General features: G+C 64.7%; 20 protein-coding genes. 11 read left to right on the top strand and 9 right to left on the bottom strand.

Features of this window, described 5'->3' with window-relative positions; translation table 11 throughout:
- The first annotated feature begins 36 nt into the window (after nucleotides 1-36).
- Both ftsY and R2770_14510 read left to right on the top strand, forming a co-directional pair.
- Nucleotides 37-1,143 (top strand): signal recognition particle-docking protein FtsY, encoded by a 1,107-nt coding sequence (gene ftsY / locus R2770_14515; GenBank protein ID MEZ5281670.1) that lies wholly within the window; start codon nucleotides 37-39, stop codon nucleotides 1,141-1,143.
- A complete protein-coding gene (locus R2770_14510; protein MEZ5281669.1) occupies nucleotides 1,140-2,210 on the top strand; it encodes a DUF2817 domain-containing protein in 1,071 nt (356 codons plus the stop codon). The genes ftsY and R2770_14510 overlap by 4 nt, the downstream gene beginning before the upstream one ends.
- A 16-nt stretch (nucleotides 2,211-2,226) precedes the next feature.
- On the opposite strand, the gene R2770_14505 is transcribed toward R2770_14510, so the two are convergent.
- The 7 genes from R2770_14505 to R2770_14475 all read right to left on the bottom strand — a co-directional run bounded on the left by R2770_14505 (nucleotide 2,227) and on the right by R2770_14475 (nucleotide 7,703).
- Nucleotides 2,227-3,243 carry a cobalamin-independent methionine synthase II family protein gene (locus R2770_14505; protein MEZ5281668.1) on the bottom strand — a complete coding sequence of 339 codons (1,017 nt, stop codon included), beginning with the start codon at nucleotides 3,241-3,243 and terminating at the stop codon, nucleotides 2,227-2,229.
- 13 nt (nucleotides 3,244-3,256) lie between these two features.
- Nucleotides 3,257-4,054 carry a citryl-CoA lyase gene (locus R2770_14500; protein MEZ5281667.1) on the bottom strand — a complete coding sequence of 266 codons (798 nt, stop codon included), beginning with the start codon at nucleotides 4,052-4,054 and terminating at the stop codon, nucleotides 3,257-3,259.
- 22 nt (nucleotides 4,055-4,076) lie between these two features.
- Nucleotides 4,077-5,231 carry a CaiB/BaiF CoA-transferase family protein gene (locus tag R2770_14495; protein MEZ5281666.1) on the bottom strand — a complete coding sequence of 385 codons (1,155 nt, stop codon included), beginning with the start codon at nucleotides 5,229-5,231 and terminating at the stop codon, nucleotides 4,077-4,079.
- Nucleotides 5,228-6,040, bottom strand: a complete 813-nt coding sequence (locus tag R2770_14490; GenBank protein ID MEZ5281665.1) for an IclR family transcriptional regulator C-terminal domain-containing protein — start codon at nucleotides 6,038-6,040, stop codon at nucleotides 5,228-5,230. The genes R2770_14495 and R2770_14490 overlap by 4 nt, the downstream gene beginning before the upstream one ends.
- A 4-nt stretch (nucleotides 6,041-6,044) precedes the next feature.
- Nucleotides 6,045-6,575, bottom strand: coding sequence for a VOC family protein (locus R2770_14485; GenBank protein ID MEZ5281664.1), 531 nt, complete (start codon nucleotides 6,573-6,575; stop codon nucleotides 6,045-6,047).
- A 91-nt stretch (nucleotides 6,576-6,666) separates the two neighbouring features.
- Nucleotides 6,667-7,230 (bottom strand): hypothetical protein, encoded by a 564-nt coding sequence (locus R2770_14480; GenBank protein ID MEZ5281663.1) that lies wholly within the window; start codon nucleotides 7,228-7,230, stop codon nucleotides 6,667-6,669.
- Between the two features lie 89 nt (nucleotides 7,231-7,319).
- On the bottom strand, nucleotides 7,320-7,703 hold the full coding sequence (locus tag R2770_14475) for a hypothetical protein (GenBank protein ID MEZ5281662.1): 384 nt from the start codon (nucleotides 7,701-7,703) through the stop codon (nucleotides 7,320-7,322).
- Nucleotides 7,704-8,095: 392 nt separating this feature from the next.
- On the opposite strand from R2770_14475, the gene R2770_14470 reads away from it, so the two are divergent.
- On the top strand, nucleotides 8,096-9,244 hold the full coding sequence (locus tag R2770_14470) for a cobalamin-independent methionine synthase II family protein (GenBank protein MEZ5281661.1): 1,149 nt from the start codon (nucleotides 8,096-8,098) through the stop codon (nucleotides 9,242-9,244).
- Nucleotides 9,245-9,259: 15 nt separating this feature from the next.
- Here R2770_14470 and R2770_14465 read toward each other — a convergent pair whose 3' ends face one another.
- Nucleotides 9,260-10,174, bottom strand: coding sequence for a hypothetical protein (locus tag R2770_14465; GenBank protein MEZ5281660.1), 915 nt, complete (start codon nucleotides 10,172-10,174; stop codon nucleotides 9,260-9,262).
- Nucleotides 10,175-10,228: 54 nt separating this feature from the next.
- On the opposite strand from R2770_14465, the gene ffh reads away from it, so the two are divergent.
- From ffh to R2770_14425, 8 genes are all read left to right on the top strand, one after another.
- On the top strand, nucleotides 10,229-11,704 hold the full coding sequence (ffh, locus tag R2770_14460; protein MEZ5281659.1) for a signal recognition particle protein: 1,476 nt from the start codon (nucleotides 10,229-10,231) through the stop codon (nucleotides 11,702-11,704).
- A gap of 111 nt (nucleotides 11,705-11,815) precedes the next feature.
- The gene (rpsP, locus tag R2770_14455; protein MEZ5281658.1) at nucleotides 11,816-12,121 is read left to right on the top strand and encodes a 30S ribosomal protein S16; all 306 of its coding nucleotides are present in this window, start codon (nucleotides 11,816-11,818) and stop codon (nucleotides 12,119-12,121) included.
- Nucleotides 12,118-12,375, top strand: coding sequence for a KH domain-containing protein (locus tag R2770_14450; GenBank protein MEZ5281657.1), 258 nt, complete (start codon nucleotides 12,118-12,120; stop codon nucleotides 12,373-12,375). The genes rpsP and R2770_14450 overlap by 4 nt, the downstream gene beginning before the upstream one ends.
- 4 nt (nucleotides 12,376-12,379) lie before the next feature.
- On the top strand, nucleotides 12,380-12,865 hold the full coding sequence (gene rimM / locus R2770_14445) for a ribosome maturation factor RimM (GenBank protein MEZ5281656.1): 486 nt from the start codon (nucleotides 12,380-12,382) through the stop codon (nucleotides 12,863-12,865).
- 9 nt (nucleotides 12,866-12,874) lie between these two features.
- Nucleotides 12,875-13,624: a tRNA (guanosine(37)-N1)-methyltransferase TrmD gene (gene trmD, locus R2770_14440; GenBank protein ID MEZ5281655.1), complete on the top strand. Its 750-nt coding sequence runs from the start codon at nucleotides 12,875-12,877 to the stop codon at nucleotides 13,622-13,624.
- A gap of 130 nt (nucleotides 13,625-13,754) precedes the next feature.
- Nucleotides 13,755-14,102: a 50S ribosomal protein L19 gene (rplS, locus tag R2770_14435; GenBank protein MEZ5281654.1), complete on the top strand. Its 348-nt coding sequence runs from the start codon at nucleotides 13,755-13,757 to the stop codon at nucleotides 14,100-14,102.
- 65 nt (nucleotides 14,103-14,167) lie between these two features.
- A complete protein-coding gene (locus tag R2770_14430; GenBank protein ID MEZ5281653.1) occupies nucleotides 14,168-14,470 on the top strand; it encodes a DUF2469 family protein in 303 nt (100 codons plus the stop codon).
- Nucleotides 14,471-14,473: 3 nt separating this feature from the next.
- Nucleotides 14,474-14,818: a YraN family protein gene (locus R2770_14425; GenBank protein MEZ5281652.1), complete on the top strand. Its 345-nt coding sequence runs from the start codon at nucleotides 14,474-14,476 to the stop codon at nucleotides 14,816-14,818.
- Nucleotides 14,819-14,973: 155 nt separating this feature from the next.
- Here the strand turns inward: R2770_14425 and R2770_14420 are convergent, their stop codons facing one another.
- On the bottom strand, nucleotides 14,974-15,666 hold the full coding sequence (locus tag R2770_14420) for an HAD family hydrolase (GenBank protein ID MEZ5281651.1): 693 nt from the start codon (nucleotides 15,664-15,666) through the stop codon (nucleotides 14,974-14,976).
- Between the last annotated feature and the right edge of the window lie 102 nt (nucleotides 15,667-15,768).

The raw sequence follows: 15,768 nt of genomic DNA, 5'->3' as shown, positions 1-15,768 counted from the left end.
CGGGGTAGCCCTGGCGTGGGTAGCATCGTCTGAGTCATGGATCCTCTGATTCTCATTCTCATCATCGTCAGCGCCTTGGTGCTGGCGTCGTTGCCGTTTATCCACCGAGCCTGGACTCGACGTGGGGGAGTGCCAGGCGAGGTTGCTCCAGAGCGCGAGCGGCCCAGCATTGTCGACACCACGCCTCCGGATCTGCGCGAGGCGCCCACTGTCGAGGCCGAACCCGAGCCGCTGCCCGAGGTTGTCGAGGAACCGCCGAGTTTCTTCGCCCGCCTGGGCAAGGCCCGGTCGACGGTGGCCGGTTATTTCGGTTCGGTGCTGTCGCGCGGTGTCGACAACGACACCTGGGACGAGTTGGAGGAGGCTCTGATTCGCGCCGACGTTGGCGTGGCCGCGACAACAGCCATCATCGAGGATCTTCGCGAAAGGGCCAAGCGCGACGGCATCAAGGAGTCTTCGGCACTGATGGCCGCCTTGGGCGACGAGATGAAGAGTGTGCTCAAGGCCGACCGCTCGCTGGACATGACCGATGAGGGCCAGACGGTTTGGCTGTTCGTCGGGGTCAACGGTGTGGGCAAGACGACCACCATCGGCAAGGTCGGAAAGCGCCTCACCGACGACGGCAAGACGGTGCTGATGGCGGCGGGAGATACGTTCCGAGCAGCGGCTGCTGAGCAGTTGGCCACGTGGGCCGAACGCTGCCAGGCCGATCTCGTGCGCGGGGCCGAGGGTGCAGATCCGAGCTCTGTGATCTTCGACGGCGTGCAGGCGGGCTGGTCACGAGAGGTCGACGTGGTGTTGGCCGACACCGCAGGCCGTCTTCACACCAAGTCAAATCTGATGGAAGAGCTTCGTAAGGTCAAGCGAGTGGCCGAACGCGAGCCGGGAGTTGTCACTGAAACCCTGCTGGTCATCGACGCCACCACCGGTCAGAACGGTCTGGCCCAGGCCAAACAGTTCACGGAGGCAGTCGATGTCACCGGTGTGGTGTTGACCAAGCTCGATGGCTCCGCCAAGGGCGGCATCGTGTTTGCCATCGAACGTGACCTCGGCATACCGGTGAAGCTGGTCGGGTTGGGCGAAGGTGCCGCCGATCTGGTCGATTTCGACCCCGACGCCTTCGTCGACGCGCTGCTCGGATGACCTCACCACTTGCCTCCAGCTATGGCCAGGCTCGGGCGCGCTTCCTGGAAGCGTCGAGTGCAGCCGGTGCGCGCGTCGAAACGTTCGCACATCCAGACGCAGGACCCAACGGCGAGGACCTGGCTGTCGATCTGGCTTGGCTGGCCGAAGCCGAAGGCGACCAGAACCTCGTCCTGGTCGTGTCGGGCACCCACGGCGTCGAGGGCTTCGCCGGTTCGGCCATCCAGACCCGCCACATCGTCGAGGGCATCGAGCTGGCGCCGTCGACGTCGATGGTGATGCTGCACGCCCTCAACCCGTATGGCTTTGCATGGGTGCGGCGCACCAACGAGGACAACATCGACCTCAACCGCAACTTCGTCGACTTCGATGCCAGGCCCGTCAACGAACGCTATGGGCCAATCGCAGATGTTCTGGTGCCAGACAAATGGGACGAAGCGACCCAACAGGCGACACTTCGGGCGCTGCTCGAGCTTCTCGAGCAAAGGGGTATGCCCGAGGTGCAAGAGATCGTGTCGGGTGGCCAGTACGACCATCCCAAGGGTTTGTTCTACGGCGGCGTAGAGCCATCGTGGGCCAACCGGTTGTTGCGCGACCTGTGCAGCGGGCCCTTCGCGCGATTCGACCGGGTGGTCATCGTCGACCTGCACACCGGTCTGGGGCCGTGGGGGGTCGGCGAGTTGATCAGCTCTGTGCCCGATACCAGCGACGCTTTCGAGGCCGATCAGGCCGTGTTCGGTGACGATCTGGTGTCGCTGGCGTCGGGGGAGTCGGTGTCGGCTCAGCTGGCCGGCGAGTGGATCTCGGCCGTTGCCCAGTGGTTGTCGCCCGCCCAGGTTCACGCGGTGGCGATCGAATACGGCGTGGTCGAGATCATCCAGGTGCTGATGGCGTTGCGCGCCGACGCATGGCTGCACGGCTACGGCGACCCCACCGGTTCAGAGGCTGCGCCCATCAAGCAGGCGCTGAGGGCCGTCTTCGCCGATGATGACCCCGAATGGCACGAGCGCACCTGGCAGCGTTATCAGCAGGTCTGGCGGCGTATCAATCAGGCGTTGAGTGCCTGAACCGGCGGTGTCGGGGTCACAGCTCGTCGCGCACCATCTTCACGCCCTCGACCATCGCTGCCAGCTTGGCCTTGGCCAGTGAGCGCGGCAGGTATTTCATTCCGCAGTCGGGCGAGAACGCCAGCTTGTCTGGGGTGGTGTAGCGCAGGGCCCCGCGAACCTTGTCGGCGATGGCGTGGGGATCTTCGACCTGGTCGCTGCCCAGGTCGATAACGCCCAGCACGACCCCTCTGGGCGCCAACCGTTCGACGATTTCGGGCCCCAGCCCGGGTTGGGCGGTCTCTATGGCTATGAAGTCGGCCGGCACTTGCGACAGCTCGTCCAGGAACGGATAACCAGACGATTTGTTCTCGACGTAGATCGCGTAGCCGTAGCACGTGTGCAGGGTCGTGGTAGCGGTGATGCCATCGAGAGCTGCCGAGATCGCCTCGACGGCGAACTCGCGGGCTGACTCGGCGTTGGCCTGCAGATATGGCTCGTCGAGCTGCAACACGTCGATGCCCAGATCTTGGAGTTCGCGAAGCTCCTGGTTGACCGCCGTGGCATAGGCCATGGCAAGCGCCGCTTGATCTGGGTAGTAGTCGTTTTGTGCCAGCTGGCTGAGAGTGAAGGGCCCGGGAACGGTGACCTTGGTGCGCGCGGTCGAGTGGTCGCGCAAGAACCGCGCCGAGTCGAGTTCGATGGGATGCTCGCGCACGATGGGTCCATTGACCAGGGGCACCTCGGCCACGCCACCACGGCGGTTGACCCCTTGCCCGATGCGCTCCTTGTCGACACCTCCCAGCGAGTTGGCGAAGTGGTTGAAGTAAGACTCGCGACCCACCTCACCATCGGTGATGATGTCGATGCCTGCGTCCTGCTGGTCTGCGATGGCCATCAGCGTGGCGGCCTCGATGGCCTCGTCGAAGTCTTCGTCGGAAACCTTCCACAGCTCGCGGTTGCGGACCCGTGGAACGCCGTCCCCCACGAGGCGGTCGCGATCGACCAGCCAGCGCGGCTGCGGGTAGCTACCCATGACGGTGGTGTCGAGCATTCTCGTCTCCTGGTCAGTTGGTCGGTGGCTGGTAATCGGTGTTGCGGTCGATGTTCATGTACATCTCCTGAGCCACAGGATCGGTCATCTCCTCGGCCAGATGGCCCAGGATCCCGGCACATCTCGCCAGCAGTGCAAATCCGCGCATCACTCCCATGGGCAGGTCGATGTCGGCCAGAACGGCGCCACATACGCCGGCACCGTTCAGGGGAAGAGTGCGGCCGAGCACCTGTGGGTGCACCCGACCGATGGCCGAGAACAGTTCGAGGTGAGGACCGAACTGCGCGTTCTCGCGGGCCAAACGCATGAGGGTGGGGGTGCGGGGGTCGCCGTCCTTGTGAACCGGGTGGCCCAAACCTGGCACGAATCGTCCGGCCTGCTTGGTGCGGCCGACCAGGTCCAGCGCCGCCTCATCCCAACCTTCATCGGTGGTCGGCAGCGAGTCGAGATCGGCCAATGCCGCGTGCAGGAACAGGGCCGCGTCTTCGGTGACACCCAGATACCGGCTGCCGCCGCCCAACAATCCCGACGCCAGGGCACCCTGGATCGAATCGGGGGCGCTGAGGTATGTGAGACGCGCGGATATGGCCGTTGGCGTGAACCCGTGATCGGCCAACGCGACCAAGACAGCTTCGAACATCACTCGCTGGCCGGGTGAGGGACGACGTTTGGCGACCAGCCAGTAGGCGAGTTCCCCGAACGTGATCTGGCCAAGCAGATCGTCGGCGAGTTCGTGTCCGAGCAGCTTGATGCTGTGAAGGTCGGAAGCGCCGATTCCGGTGCGGTAGGTGGGTTGGGGGGTTGAGGTCATCTGGTTCCTGTTCTGGGCTGGGTCACGAAGCCGGTTCGTCGAGCCATGCGCGAATCTCGTCGGTGTGTTCGCCCAACCGCGGCGGCAACCTCTGGTACGACGCCTGGGCGTCGCTGAAGGTGATCGGGTTGGCGATGAGACTCACCGAGCGGTCGCCTTCGGCGACCTCGACTATCGGGTTCAGCCCCAGGCGCTCGGCCAGGGCGACCCCTTCGTCGATCGTGTTCACCGGCCCACACGGCACCCCGGCGGTGTTCAGGCGGTCGAATAGATCGTCGGCCGACCACTTGGCCAACTCGGCCAACAGCATGGGGTGGAGGATCTCGCGGTTGGCGGTGCGGTCGGCGTTCAGCTTGAACCGGTCGTCTTGGGCCAACTCGGGAACGCCGAGCACGTTGCACAGTGCCTGAAACTGCCTGTCGTTGCCGCAGGCGACGATGACGTCGCGGTCGGCGGTGGGCATTGTCTGGTACGGGTACACACTGGGGTGCTCGTTGCCCATCCTGAAGGGCACCACACCTGCTGCCGCGTAGCCGCCCGTGTGGTTTACCAACCCCGACAGCGCGGAGGACAACAGGTTGACCTCGACGTGTTGGCCCCTGCCCGTCTGCGAGCGCTGGTGCAGTGCTGCCAGAAGGCCGATGGTGCCGTGAAGCCCGGTCATGACGTCGAACACCGAGATGCCGGCTCGGTAGGCCGGACCTTCCGGATCGCCGGTGAGGCTCATCAGACCGGACACGGCCTGCACAACCAGGTCGTATCCGGGTATGCCTGCGCCTTCTGCGGTTCCGAAGCCCGAGATCGACAAGTAGACGAGTTCGGGGTTGATCTGGGCAGCGGTGTCGTAGCCGAGGCCGAACTTGTCGAGAGCGCCGACCTTGAAGTTCTCGACGACGACGTCGGCGCGACGAAACAGTTCGTGCACCACAGCGACGTCGTCGGGGTTGCGGAAATCGAGAACGATCGAGCGCTTGTTGCGGTTGATCGACAGGTAATAGGTCGATACGCCGTCGTGTTCTGGAGGTATCCAGGTGCGGGTGTCATCACCCTGAGGACTCTCGACCTTTATCACCGTGGCCCCGAGGTCGGCCATCAGCATGGTGCAGTAGGGGCCGGCGAGAACTCGAGACAGATCGGCGACGACGATGCCTTCCAGGGGCCGGTTCTGCTGGTTCATCTGTTGACCTCCGCGGTCGGCAGTCGGGCAAGGTTCGCCCATTCGTCCGTGATGGCTCTTGCCGCCTCGAGGAGGGCAGGCAGGTAGTCGCCGGTCAGCTTCTCGACCGACGTCTCGGCCGCGTGGGTAGTGACGTTCAGAGCTGCGACCACCCGACCGTCGGCTCCGTACACGGGGGCCGCCACCGAGCGGATTCCGTGAGACAAGATCTCGTCGGCCATGGCCCACCCGCGGGCCCGCACACCGGCCAGGATCTCGTCGAGTTCACCGCGCTCGGGTGTGACGCGGGGAATGACGTGTGACGTCGACGAACACGCCAGTGCCTTGTCGAGTTGGTCTTGGGAGAGGTCGGCCAGCAAGACCTTGCCCATCGAGGTGGCAACCGCCGGGAACCGGGTACCGATGGTCACCGCCAGGGCGATGATCTTCGGCACCGGCACCCGCGCGGTGTAGACGATGTCGGATCCGTCGAGTTGCGACATCGACGACGACTCGCCGGTGAACGACACCAGCCCCAGCATGTGGGGTCTTGCGAGATCCCATATGCCCTGGGCTGCGACTGCGGCCGTGCCGATGTCGAGCACCTTGGTGGTGAGCGAGTATCGGCCATCGGTCGATCTCACGTAACCCAGCTGTTCCAGTGTCAACAAGAGGCGGCGCGCAGTGGGCCTGGCCAACCCGGTGTGGTCGGCGACGTCGCTGACGGTCATCTCGATCTGGCTGGGGCTGAAGGCGGTGAGAACCTCGATGCCTCGAGCCAATGCCTCGACGAAGTCGCGGTCTTTGGCCAGTGCTCTGCGCGCTGCCATGACCTCAGCGGTAGCTGTTGTTCGATGTGTGGTCGCCTGCCAACCAACGCTCGAGCGTGGCGTGGGCATCCTGGACCCGATCGGAGGCGATCTCGTCGGCGTTGTCGACATCGACGGTGAACTCGAGCAGCATCCCGTTCGGATCCTCGGTGTAGAGCGAGCGGCAGTAGCCATGCTCGAGCACGTAGGTTCCCTCGGGCTTCCAGTTGGCCGCGGTCAGGCGGCGTTCGAGCTCGGCTTGGCCGTCTGCGTCGACCTTGAGGGCGATGTGGCGGAAAGGCGACGGTGTCAGTGCCGGGTCGAACAGGTCTTGATCGTCTTGGTTCGCGAACTGGAAGAAAGCCAGCGCGCTGCCATCGGCGAGGCCGAAGAAGGTGTGGCAATAGACGCGAAGGGCGCCGAACAGTTCGTCGGCTTCCGACCAGCAGGCAACCAGCGGGAATCCGAGGATGTCTTCATAGAAGGCCCGTGTGGCCTCCTGGTCCTTGGTGAGGTATGCGGTGTGGTGAAGTCGTTGTGCGAGCGGGTTGGTCATCGGATCTTCTCCTCGATTCGGGGTTGTTCGTACTGTCTACAAGCTCGGCCCGCGACCGCGTCGCCGCCGGTCGCGGGCCGAGCCCGAGTTGTCAGGCTTCGGCTTCGGTGGGGTTGTAGAGCAGCCCCAGGAATGCGCCGTAGATCAGGTGCCAGAGCAAGATGCCGAAAGGCAGCTTCCAGCCGTCGGGGCCGTCGAACAAGAACAACCCGTATCCCTGCTCGGGAACGTAGGCATAGGGCACCAGCAGGCCGGCGCTGATGATGGTCATGATCACGCCGTACACCAGGCCGTTGGCGACATTGTTCTTGATCCACTTGCTTGCGTCCTCGCGGAACATCACTGCCCACAACACGGCGAAGATGATTCCGTTGACGAAGTGCAGCGCGTGGCCGACGAAGAACGCGTCGGACGAGACCGCGAAGGCCCCCTCGGTCGCTACCGCTCCGTTGAAGCCGTCGGCGATCGTGGTGCCGAGGATGCCGTTGTAGAGCGGCCACGGCAGCACGGGCAACCCCACTGCGGGGAACACGTAACCGAAGTACGTGCCGAGCTGTGTAGCGATGACGCCGATCACGAAGATGGCGCCGATTGGATGGGCATCGACATACTGCCGCCATCTCATCGATGGTTCGCCCGGCTTTGCGTAGGACATGAGGTACCCCCTTGGTTCTTCTCACATCCGGACTTTGTGTCCGTAGTGCGGTCAAACTAGCCGCACTGCGGTCGGCGATGCCAACAAAGTCACCCATCGAGCAGACGTTCGTTCAACATGCTTCGAACTGCGGCGACCTCGACCGGCCTGATCCGATGTTCGGAGTCGTCGAACAGGCGGGTGCTCACGCTTGCGCCGGCGGCTTCGAAGGCGGCCGCCGACTGTTGCATGCGGCCGAGGTCGATCCATGGGTCGTCGGTGCCGGCGCTGATCCACACCGGCATGCCCCCGAGGTCGCCTGCGATAGCCAGGTCGGTCCCCGCGGGGCCGATGCGGGCCCCGGTGAGCGCTGCCAGCCCTCCTCTCGGAACTGCGGTTCGGGCCACGTATTCGCAGGCCAGGCAGGCGCCCTGTGAAAATCCGAGCCAGACGACCTTGTGGCTGGGGATCGACTCGAGCAGGCTCGATTCCATCTGGTCCAGGGCACTCAACGAACTCGACAGTTGCGGCTCGTTGGCCTGGGCGGGGCCATGTGTCCCTCGGGGTACCAACTGCGATCACGAGTGGTCGGCAGTATCCAACAGACAGCGGGCAGGTCGACCGCTCCGAATCAGGCTGTCGACGAGGTTCTGTGGTTGGTGGTCGCGTCCATGGATGGCCACTGCAACAGCCGCAGCCTGCCTGGGCGGTGGGCCGACCCGCTCGACACGCCACCCCCCTGGCTGCCAAACGTGGGGTCGATGTGTCCGCACAGCGGCCAAGCTACCAACTGGCGGCCAAAACCGGACTCGGCGGACTCGCGTCGCCTAGTGTCACCCATCGAACACGAAGGTCAGGTCGCGCTGGCCCAGACACAGGATGTGTGATGACTCTCGACCACGGCAGAATTCTCACCACCCACACGGGCAGCCTGCCCCGCCCCGACGACCTCATCTCGATCATGTGGGCCCGCGAGGACGGCGTGCCCGTCGACGCCGACGCACTCGCCGGGCGCATCATTGCGGCGGTCGGCGAGATGGTCGACAAGCAGGTCGCGGCGGGCATCGACGTCGTGAACGACGGCGAGATGTCCAAGCCCAGCTACGCCACCTACGTCAAGGACAGGCTGCATGGCTTCGGCGGAGAGTCGGTCCAGGACTACTTCTTCGAAGATCTCGTCGACTACCCGCGCAGCGCCGAGATGGTGGCCGAGAACCCCGGCAGGCGAAAGCGGTCTGCGCCGGCTTGCACCGAGGAGATCGCGGTCAAGGACCGTCAGGCTGCGGTTACCGACATGGTGAACCTGACCAACGCGGCAAACGCTGCGGGCGCCTTCGCCACGTTCACCAGCGCTGCGTCGCCCGGTGTCGTCTCGTTGTTCTTCGGCAACCAGCACTATGCGAACGACCGCGAGTATGTGATGGCCATCGCCGAGGCCATGCGCTTCGAGTACGAGGCCATCGCAGCAGCGGGTGCCACCGTGCAGGTCGACTGCCCCGACCTGGCCATGGGTCGCCACACGGCTTACGCCAGGCTCGACCGCGACCAGTTCCGCGATCGCATCGCTCTGAACGTCGAGGCCATCAACCACGCGGTGCGCAACATCCCGGCAGAGCAGCTTCGCATGCATCTGTGTTGGGGCAACTACCCCGGGCCCCACCACCACGATGTGCCGATCACCGACATCATCGACATCGTCTGGGACGCGAAGCCCTCGACGATTCTGTTCGAGGCCGCAAACCCGCGCCATGCGCACGAGTGGGCCGTGTTCGAGACGCTCGAAGTACCTGACGGCAAGGTCTTGTGCCCCGGGGTCATCGAACCACAGTCGAACTGGATCGAACACCCCGAAGTGGTGGCTCAGCGCATCGAGCGTTATGCCCGCGTGCTGGGCCCGGACAAGGTCATGGCCGGGGTCGACTGCGGGTTCAGCGTGCATGTCGGCATACAGGGCATCGACCCAGATGTGGTCTGGGCCAAGCTGGGTTCGCTGGCCGAGGGCGCAGCCATCGCGTCCGGTCGCCTGTTCGGCTGAGCGGGCGTCGCCCGATCAGCTCTGGGGATATCCGGGGTAGCTCTCTTTGAACACGCCCTGATGCAGCAACACCGTCGCCACGTGTCTGCCGGTGTCTGCCTCGATGACTCGCGACTCGGTCCAGTACGACTCCACGCGCCTGCTCTGCCCAACGCACAACAGTTCTTTTTCGACGATGTAGGGCTGGCCTACGAACACCGGCCCGTCGACGGCACGGACCTCTAGGTCGATGAACAGCCCGTTGGCGGGGGTTCGCACGCCTGGCATGCCGCGTGTCTTGTTGGTCAGCACGCTGTACATCTCGAACGGCACTATCGGCCGACCCCACGGGTTGTCGGACGACTCGTACCAGGGGCTCGGCTCGGTGATGCGGTCGAGCTTCTGGCGCAACGAGAACGGGTACATGTGGCCGTTCCAGACATCCATGTCGATGGTGTGGGGCTCATCGACGACCACCCTGTCTCCGACTCGCAGACGGTCGATCACGTAGAGGGCGCCCGGGTCTTTCGCCTGCATCTCGGCCAGGCGGGTGCGCAGCGTTGTGGGGGCATCGGGATCTATCGACGCAGAACCGGCCAGCACCGGGGATCCGTCGGCCTTGTGGGCCTCGATCGTCGCGGTGCCATCGCCGCTGTCTGTCAGCGAAGCCGTGACCGATTCTCCCTCGACGACCATGGTGCGAAAGTGCGAGCTGATGCACCCGGTCTCGAACCAGCGCCGACCCCAGACGTGGAAGCCCAGTGGGTCGATCTGGCTGAAGTGAGTGGGCCCCTCGATAGGTGCGCCCGCCAGCCCGAGCTTGGCCGCGGTCTCGTCGTCGTGAACGCTGGCGTGCCCGTCGTAGCTCTGGTCGGCGAGCATCTGGGCCGGCATGCGCTGAGGCCCGAAATGGGTGTTGCCGTCGGTGATTATCACGGTGTCGAATGCCATTCGGCGAGTCTCCCATGTGTTCGCCCGAACGCACGCCTATCCTTTGTTCCCGTCATGTTCGAATCACTTTCCGATCGCTTCGACGGGATCTTCGGCCGTCTCCGAGGCAAAGGTCGCCTGACCGAGGCCGATGTCGACGAGGCGATGCGCGAGATCCGTCTCGCCTTGCTCGAGGCCGACGTCAACTTCAACGTCGTCAAGAACTTCGTCGCCCGCGTACGCGAGCGTTGTCTTGGCGCCGACGTGTCGGCCAGCCTCACCCCGGGCCAGCAGGTCATCAAGATCGTCGACGAGGAGCTCACGGGCATCCTCGGTGGCGAGACGCTGGCCATCACGTTTGCGCCCAAGCCGCCCACCGTCGTGCTGATGGCCGGTTTGCAGGGTTCTGGTAAGACCACCAACTCGGCCAAGCTCGCCGCCTGGTTCAAGAGCCAGGGCCGACACCCCCTGCTGATCGGCGCCGACCTTCAGCGGCCGGCTGCCGTCGAGCAGTTGCGCACGCTGGGCGGCCGCATCGACGTACCGGTCTTCAGCGACCCGTCAGACCCCGTCACCGCCGCTCGTGCGGGCCTTGAAGAGGCGCGCCGCACGGGACGCGACGTCGTCATCTGCGACACGGCCGGTCGTCTCTCGATCGATCAGGAGCTGATGGACGAGATCCGTCGCATCTCCGACACGATCGAGCCCCACTTCACGTTCCTGGTCATCGACGCAATGACCGGCCAGGACGCGGTGCAGACCGCAGAGGCCTTCCATCAGACACTCGAGCTCGACGGTGTCATCCTCACCAAGCTCGACGGCGACGCCCGTGGCGGTGCGGCCCTGTCGGTCAAAGAGGTGGTCGGCCGCCCGATCGCGTTTGCGTCTACCGGCGAGGGCCTCGACGCCTTCGAGCAGTTCCATCCGGACCGGATGGCCAACCGCATCCTGGGTATGGGCGACATGCTCACCCTCATCGAGAAGGCCGAGAAGGTCTACGAGGAGGAGCAGGCCGAAGAGGCCGCTCGAAAGATGCTCGAGGGGACATTCACCTTCGACGACTTCCTCGAGCAGTTGGCCGCCGTCAAGAAGATGGGCAGCCTGTCGAGCATCGTCGGCATGCTGCCCGGCGTTCCCAAGGAGCTCAAGAACGCCGACATCGACGAACGCGAGATGGCTCGCATCGAGGCCATCGTCTATTCGATGACCCAGGAAGAGCGCAATCATCCCGAGATCATCGACGGCTCTCGCCGGGCCCGCATCGCCAAGGGCAGTGGCACCTCACCTTCGCAGGTGGCGGCGCTGTGCAAGCAGTTCGGCGAGATGCAAAAGATGATGAAGGGCCTGATGGGCCCGGCGTTCGCCAAGAAGAAGGCCAAGCGCACCAAGAAGAAGGGCAAAAAGGCCGCTGGCGGGCGGGTTACGGCGTCCAAGAAGCAGCGTGCGATCCAGCAGAGTTCTGGCCCGATGCAGCTTCCTCAGCTCGACGAAGAGCTGCTGAAACAACTCGGCGACCAACAAGACGTACCGTTCCGCCTTCCGGGGCGCTAGAGTCGTCTGTCGGCCCGAGCGCCATCCCTACGCGCCCGATCCCCACCGATTTCAACTTTCAGACCTGGGCACGGTCTCACCTCTCGTTCCGTGCCTTCAACAAGGAGCAAAATGGCCGTTCGACTTCGCCTGATGCGAATGGGCAAGAAGAAGCAGCCGACATACCGCATCGTCGCGGCCGACAGCCGTTCGCCTCGCGACGGTCGGTTCCTCGAGATCGTTGGCACCTATCAGCCGCGCCTCGAGCCGTCCGGCATCAAGATCGACGACTCCAAGGCCCTCAAGTGGCTGCGCAACGGTGCACAGCCGTCCGAGACGGTCGAGAAGCTTTTGAAGATCAACGGCACCTGGGAACACTTCGAGAAGGGCACCGAGCCCGCCGCCGAAGCTCCTGCCGAGGCCGAGGCCACTTCATGAGCGAAGACGAGAACATCAGCCACGCCGAAGAGCTGCTGGTCTACCTGATCACCCAGATCGTCGACGACAAAGACTCTGTCGAGATCGAGATCGAGGAGAGCGACACCAAGCTCTCGATGGTTGCCCGGGTCGCCAACGACGACATGGGCAGGGTCATCGGCAAGCGTGGACGTGTCGCCAATTCGATCCGCGACCTCGTGCGCGCCGCCGCTCACAAGGACGGCATCGAGGTCGAGGTCGACTTCGACGGCTGAGCCCGTGCTGCTCGAGATCGGGCGCATCGTCAGGGTCCACGGTCTGAACGGTGAGGTCGTCGTAGACCTCACGACCAACGTCGACCAGCGCTTGGCGCCCGGATCCCTGCTGTACACCGACGCCGAGGGCGTCGGCTCGTTGCTGGTCGAGACCTCCCGCCCCCATCAACACCGCTGGTTGGTCAGGTTTGCTTCGGTCGCAGACAGGAGCGCGGCCGAGGCGCTGGGCAGGCCCGCGCTGTACGCCGAACCGGTCGACGACCCCGATGCGGTTTGGGTTCACGAACTGTTCGACATGGTGGTTGTCGACAGCGATGGTGAAGAGCGCGGCCGCGTGGTCGAGGTGCTCGACAATCCGGCGTCCGAGTTGCTGGTGCTCGACACCGGTCACCTGGTGCCTCTCGACTTCGTTGTTTCCATCGAGGCCGGCCAGATTTTCGTAGAGGTTCCCGCCGGGCTCTGGGAGCTCGTCGAGGGCCCAGACGCCTAGGCGTCGGTCGTGCGCATCGACGTCTTTTCCATCTTCCCCGAGATGATCGATCAGTTCGTGACCTACGGGGTCATCGGCAAGGGCGTCGAGGCCGGGTTGCTCGACGTTCGTGCCCACGACCTGCGCATGGCCACCTCCGACCGCCATCGCAGCGTCGATGACGCACCCTTCGGCGGGGGAGCGGGCATGGTCTTGATGCCCGAGCCTGTGTTCGGCGCGGTCGAGATGGTCGAGCCTCCCCGCCCGCTGTTCGCATTGACCCCTGGCGGGCGGCCATTCGACCATGCGATGGCCGTCGAATTGGCCTCTCTGGATGGGTTCTCGATGCTGTGCGGTCGCTACGAAGGCATCGACCAGCGCATCGTCGACCACCTGTGCGATGCCGAGATCTCGCTGGGCGACATGGTTCTAGCTGGAGGCGAGGTGGCGGCGATGGCCGTCGTCGAGGCCGTCGGAAGGCTCGTCCCTGGCGTTCTGGGGAACCAGGCGTCACCCGAGGACGAATCCTTCGCCAGCGGTTTGCTCGAATATCCCCAATTCACCCGCCCAGCGTCGTTTCGAGGCTGGGACGTGCCCGAAGTGCTGCGAAGCGGCGACCACGCCCGGGTCGATCGTTGGCGGCGGGCCATGGCACTGACCCGCACCATCCAAACCCGCCCCGACCTGATAGCCGCGCGGGGTGGGCTCACGGGCGAAGATCTGGCTTGTCTGCACGAGTTCGGGCTGCCCAGCGATGGGCTCGGCAAAATCGATCCGTAAGACGCGTTGGACAGCCACGCCTGTGCGGCTAAAGTAGACCGCTGCACTACCGGCCCCGCTGCGGTGCATCCATAGAACCCCGCAGCCCCTCGCTTTCCGGGCTGGCCACTCTCGGGCACAGGACTCTGCCATGCACAACACCGACTTCATCGACGCCGACTCCATCCGCGACGACGTCCCCGACTTCGCCCCTGGTGACACCGTTCGGGTCCACGTTCGCGTCGTCGAGGGCAACCGCGAGCGCACCCAGGTGTTCGAGGGCATCTGCATCGCTCGCCGCGGCACCGGTGTCAACGCCTCGTTCACCGTTCGCAAGCTGAGCTTCGGCGTTGGCGTCGAGCGCGTGTTCCCGGTCAACTCGCCGATCGTCGGCAAGATCGAGCGCGTCACCCGCGGCGACGTGCGTCGAGCCAAGCTCTACTATCTCCGCGACCGGGTCGGCAAGAAGGCCCGCGTCAAGGAAAAGCGCGACTTCTAGTCGCTTTGGTTTGTCGGCCTCGCGGCCGATGGACCCAGTTGCAAGCCTCCGGCACAGGACGTTCGATGTCTGCCGACGAACTCGAGGACTATGAGGCCGAGCTCGAGATGGCTCTGCTGCGCGAGTACCGCGACCTGTGTCGCGTGTTCTCCTACGTGGTCGAGACCGAGCGGCGCTTCTATCTCGCCAACGCGGTCGAACGCCGCGTGGTCGAGCTGAACGGTCAGTCGGCCATCGAGCTCCAGCTCACCGACGCCTGGGTATGGGACATGTACCGACCGTCTCGCTTTGTTCCCAGCGTCACGGTCGTGACGTTTCGCGATGTGAATGTCGAGCGCTTGCCGGAGACCGAACTCGAAGCTCCTTGAGCCTTGACCGCCCGGCGCATCGACCTGGGTCGCAGCGGCGAAGAACGGGTCGCGCGACGCTACGAGGCACACGGGTATGTGGTGCTGGAGCGCAACTGGCGGACTCGACGCGGCGAAGTCGATCTGATCCTCGGGCGCGAGGGTTCCATCGTCTTTTGTGAGGTCAAGACACGAACCTCGACTCGGTTCGGTACTGGGGCCGAGGCTGTCGGCTGGCGCAAACAGAGGCGGTTGCGTCAACTGGGTGCCGAGTACTTGGCAACCCGCGGATCCTTCGTGCCCGAGGTCAGGTTCGATGTGGCCTGGGTTTCGCCGACCGGAGTCAGGGTGTTCGAGGCCGCCTTCTAGGCTCGACCTTCGCCGGTTCTCAGCCCAAGAACGCCCAGGCGACCAGTGCGGCGGTCGCCAGACCCACCGCCGCCATCACTATGTAGTCGACCGGGCGGGCCTTGAACGGACGGTCAGGTGTGTAGCCCATGGGCCAATTATGGCCCGCGCGGCCGTCATCGCCATCGGGCCACTATCGGCGGCAGTTCCGCCAGGTGTTCGATGGTTGCGTCGGGTCTGACGTCGGGGGGCAGGGTGACGACCTTCCTGTCGTTCCAGACCCCCTTCCAACCGAGGCGCTGGGGTGCGGCCACGTCTTTCACCGGGTCGTCTCCCACGCACACCAGTTCGCTCGGCGTCACCGCCAACCGCTTGGAGACCTCCGCGTAGATCCGGGCCTCGGGCTTGGCCATCCCGATGTCAGGCCCTACGACGATTACCTCGAAGTACTCGGCCAGGCCCAGCCCGACCAGATCGGAGTTGCCGTTCGTGACAACCGCCAGGCGCACGCCCATTCCAGCGAGTCGATCAAGGCATTGCGTCGCATCGTCGAATGGCGATGCGGGCCCATGTCGTATCGAGAAATACAGATCGGTCAGCTCATCGCCGAGCGACTGGTCTCCAGGAGCGGCCTCGGCCGCTGCCTCGACCAGCGATTCGTGCCGAATCGTCGCCAACCTCTCGCCGGGGGCCGAAGCCTCGATCCGGTCGTACCTGGCCTGTAGATCGTCGATGCTCCAGGCCCACGGAGCCTCGCAGGTCGCTCTGTTGCACAGCAGTTCGAGGCAGGCGACCAAAGCGGCGCGGCGGTGCGAGTGGAAGTCCCACAGGGTTTGGTCTACGTCGAATGCGACGGCCTGAATCGACATCTAGTCGAACGTAGCGTTGTCCCACCCCTCGAGTAGAACTGTTGTTGTCCAACCGACCCGTCGTCCGAGCCGGCAGCTCGCTCCCAGCTAACAGGCGCTCAG

It is taken from the genome of Acidimicrobiales bacterium (genome assembly GCA_041394185.1).
GTDB lineage: Bacteria > Actinomycetota > Acidimicrobiia > Acidimicrobiales > Poriferisodalaceae > JAAETH01.
The sequence above is the reverse complement of the archived record's forward strand: the minus strand, read 5'-3'. Positions and strand labels throughout refer to the sequence as shown.

Excerpts from the sequence above, each read along its gene's own strand:
- R2770_14495 (MEZ5281666.1), bottom strand. The coding sequence starts at position 5,231 with ATGAACCAGCAGAACCGGCCCCTGGAAGGCATCGTCGTCGCCGATCTG.
- R2770_14450 (MEZ5281657.1), top strand. The coding sequence starts at position 12,118 with ATGAGCGAAGACGAGAACATCAGCCACGCCGAAGAGCTGCTGGTCTAC.
- R2770_14475 (MEZ5281662.1), bottom strand. The coding sequence starts at position 7,703 with ATGGAATCGAGCCTGCTCGAGTCGATCCCCAGCCACAAGGTCGTCTGG.
- R2770_14500 (MEZ5281667.1), bottom strand. The coding sequence starts at position 4,054 with ATGACCTCAACCCCCCAACCCACCTACCGCACCGGAATCGGCGCTTCC.
- R2770_14430 (MEZ5281653.1), top strand. The coding sequence starts at position 14,168 with ATGTCTGCCGACGAACTCGAGGACTATGAGGCCGAGCTCGAGATGGCT.
- R2770_14505 (MEZ5281668.1), bottom strand. The coding sequence starts at position 3,243 with ATGCTCGACACCACCGTCATGGGTAGCTACCCGCAGCCGCGCTGGCTG.
- R2770_14510 (MEZ5281669.1), top strand. The coding sequence starts at position 1,140 with ATGACCTCACCACTTGCCTCCAGCTATGGCCAGGCTCGGGCGCGCTTC.
- R2770_14480 (MEZ5281663.1), bottom strand. The coding sequence starts at position 7,230 with ATGTCCTACGCAAAGCCGGGCGAACCATCGATGAGATGGCGGCAGTAT.
- R2770_14420 (MEZ5281651.1), bottom strand. The coding sequence starts at position 15,666 with ATGTCGATTCAGGCCGTCGCATTCGACGTAGACCAAACCCTGTGGGAC.
- R2770_14485 (MEZ5281664.1), bottom strand. The coding sequence starts at position 6,575 with ATGACCAACCCGCTCGCACAACGACTTCACCACACCGCATACCTCACC.
- R2770_14465 (MEZ5281660.1), bottom strand. The coding sequence starts at position 10,174 with ATGGCATTCGACACCGTGATAATCACCGACGGCAACACCCATTTCGGG.
- rplS (MEZ5281654.1), top strand. The coding sequence starts at position 13,755 with ATGCACAACACCGACTTCATCGACGCCGACTCCATCCGCGACGACGTC.
- ftsY (MEZ5281670.1), top strand. The coding sequence starts at position 37 with ATGGATCCTCTGATTCTCATTCTCATCATCGTCAGCGCCTTGGTGCTG.
- R2770_14470 (MEZ5281661.1), top strand. The coding sequence starts at position 8,096 with ATGACTCTCGACCACGGCAGAATTCTCACCACCCACACGGGCAGCCTG.
- R2770_14490 (MEZ5281665.1), bottom strand. The coding sequence starts at position 6,040 with ATGGCAGCGCGCAGAGCACTGGCCAAAGACCGCGACTTCGTCGAGGCA.
- rpsP (MEZ5281658.1), top strand. The coding sequence starts at position 11,816 with ATGGCCGTTCGACTTCGCCTGATGCGAATGGGCAAGAAGAAGCAGCCG.
- ffh (MEZ5281659.1), top strand. The coding sequence starts at position 10,229 with ATGTTCGAATCACTTTCCGATCGCTTCGACGGGATCTTCGGCCGTCTC.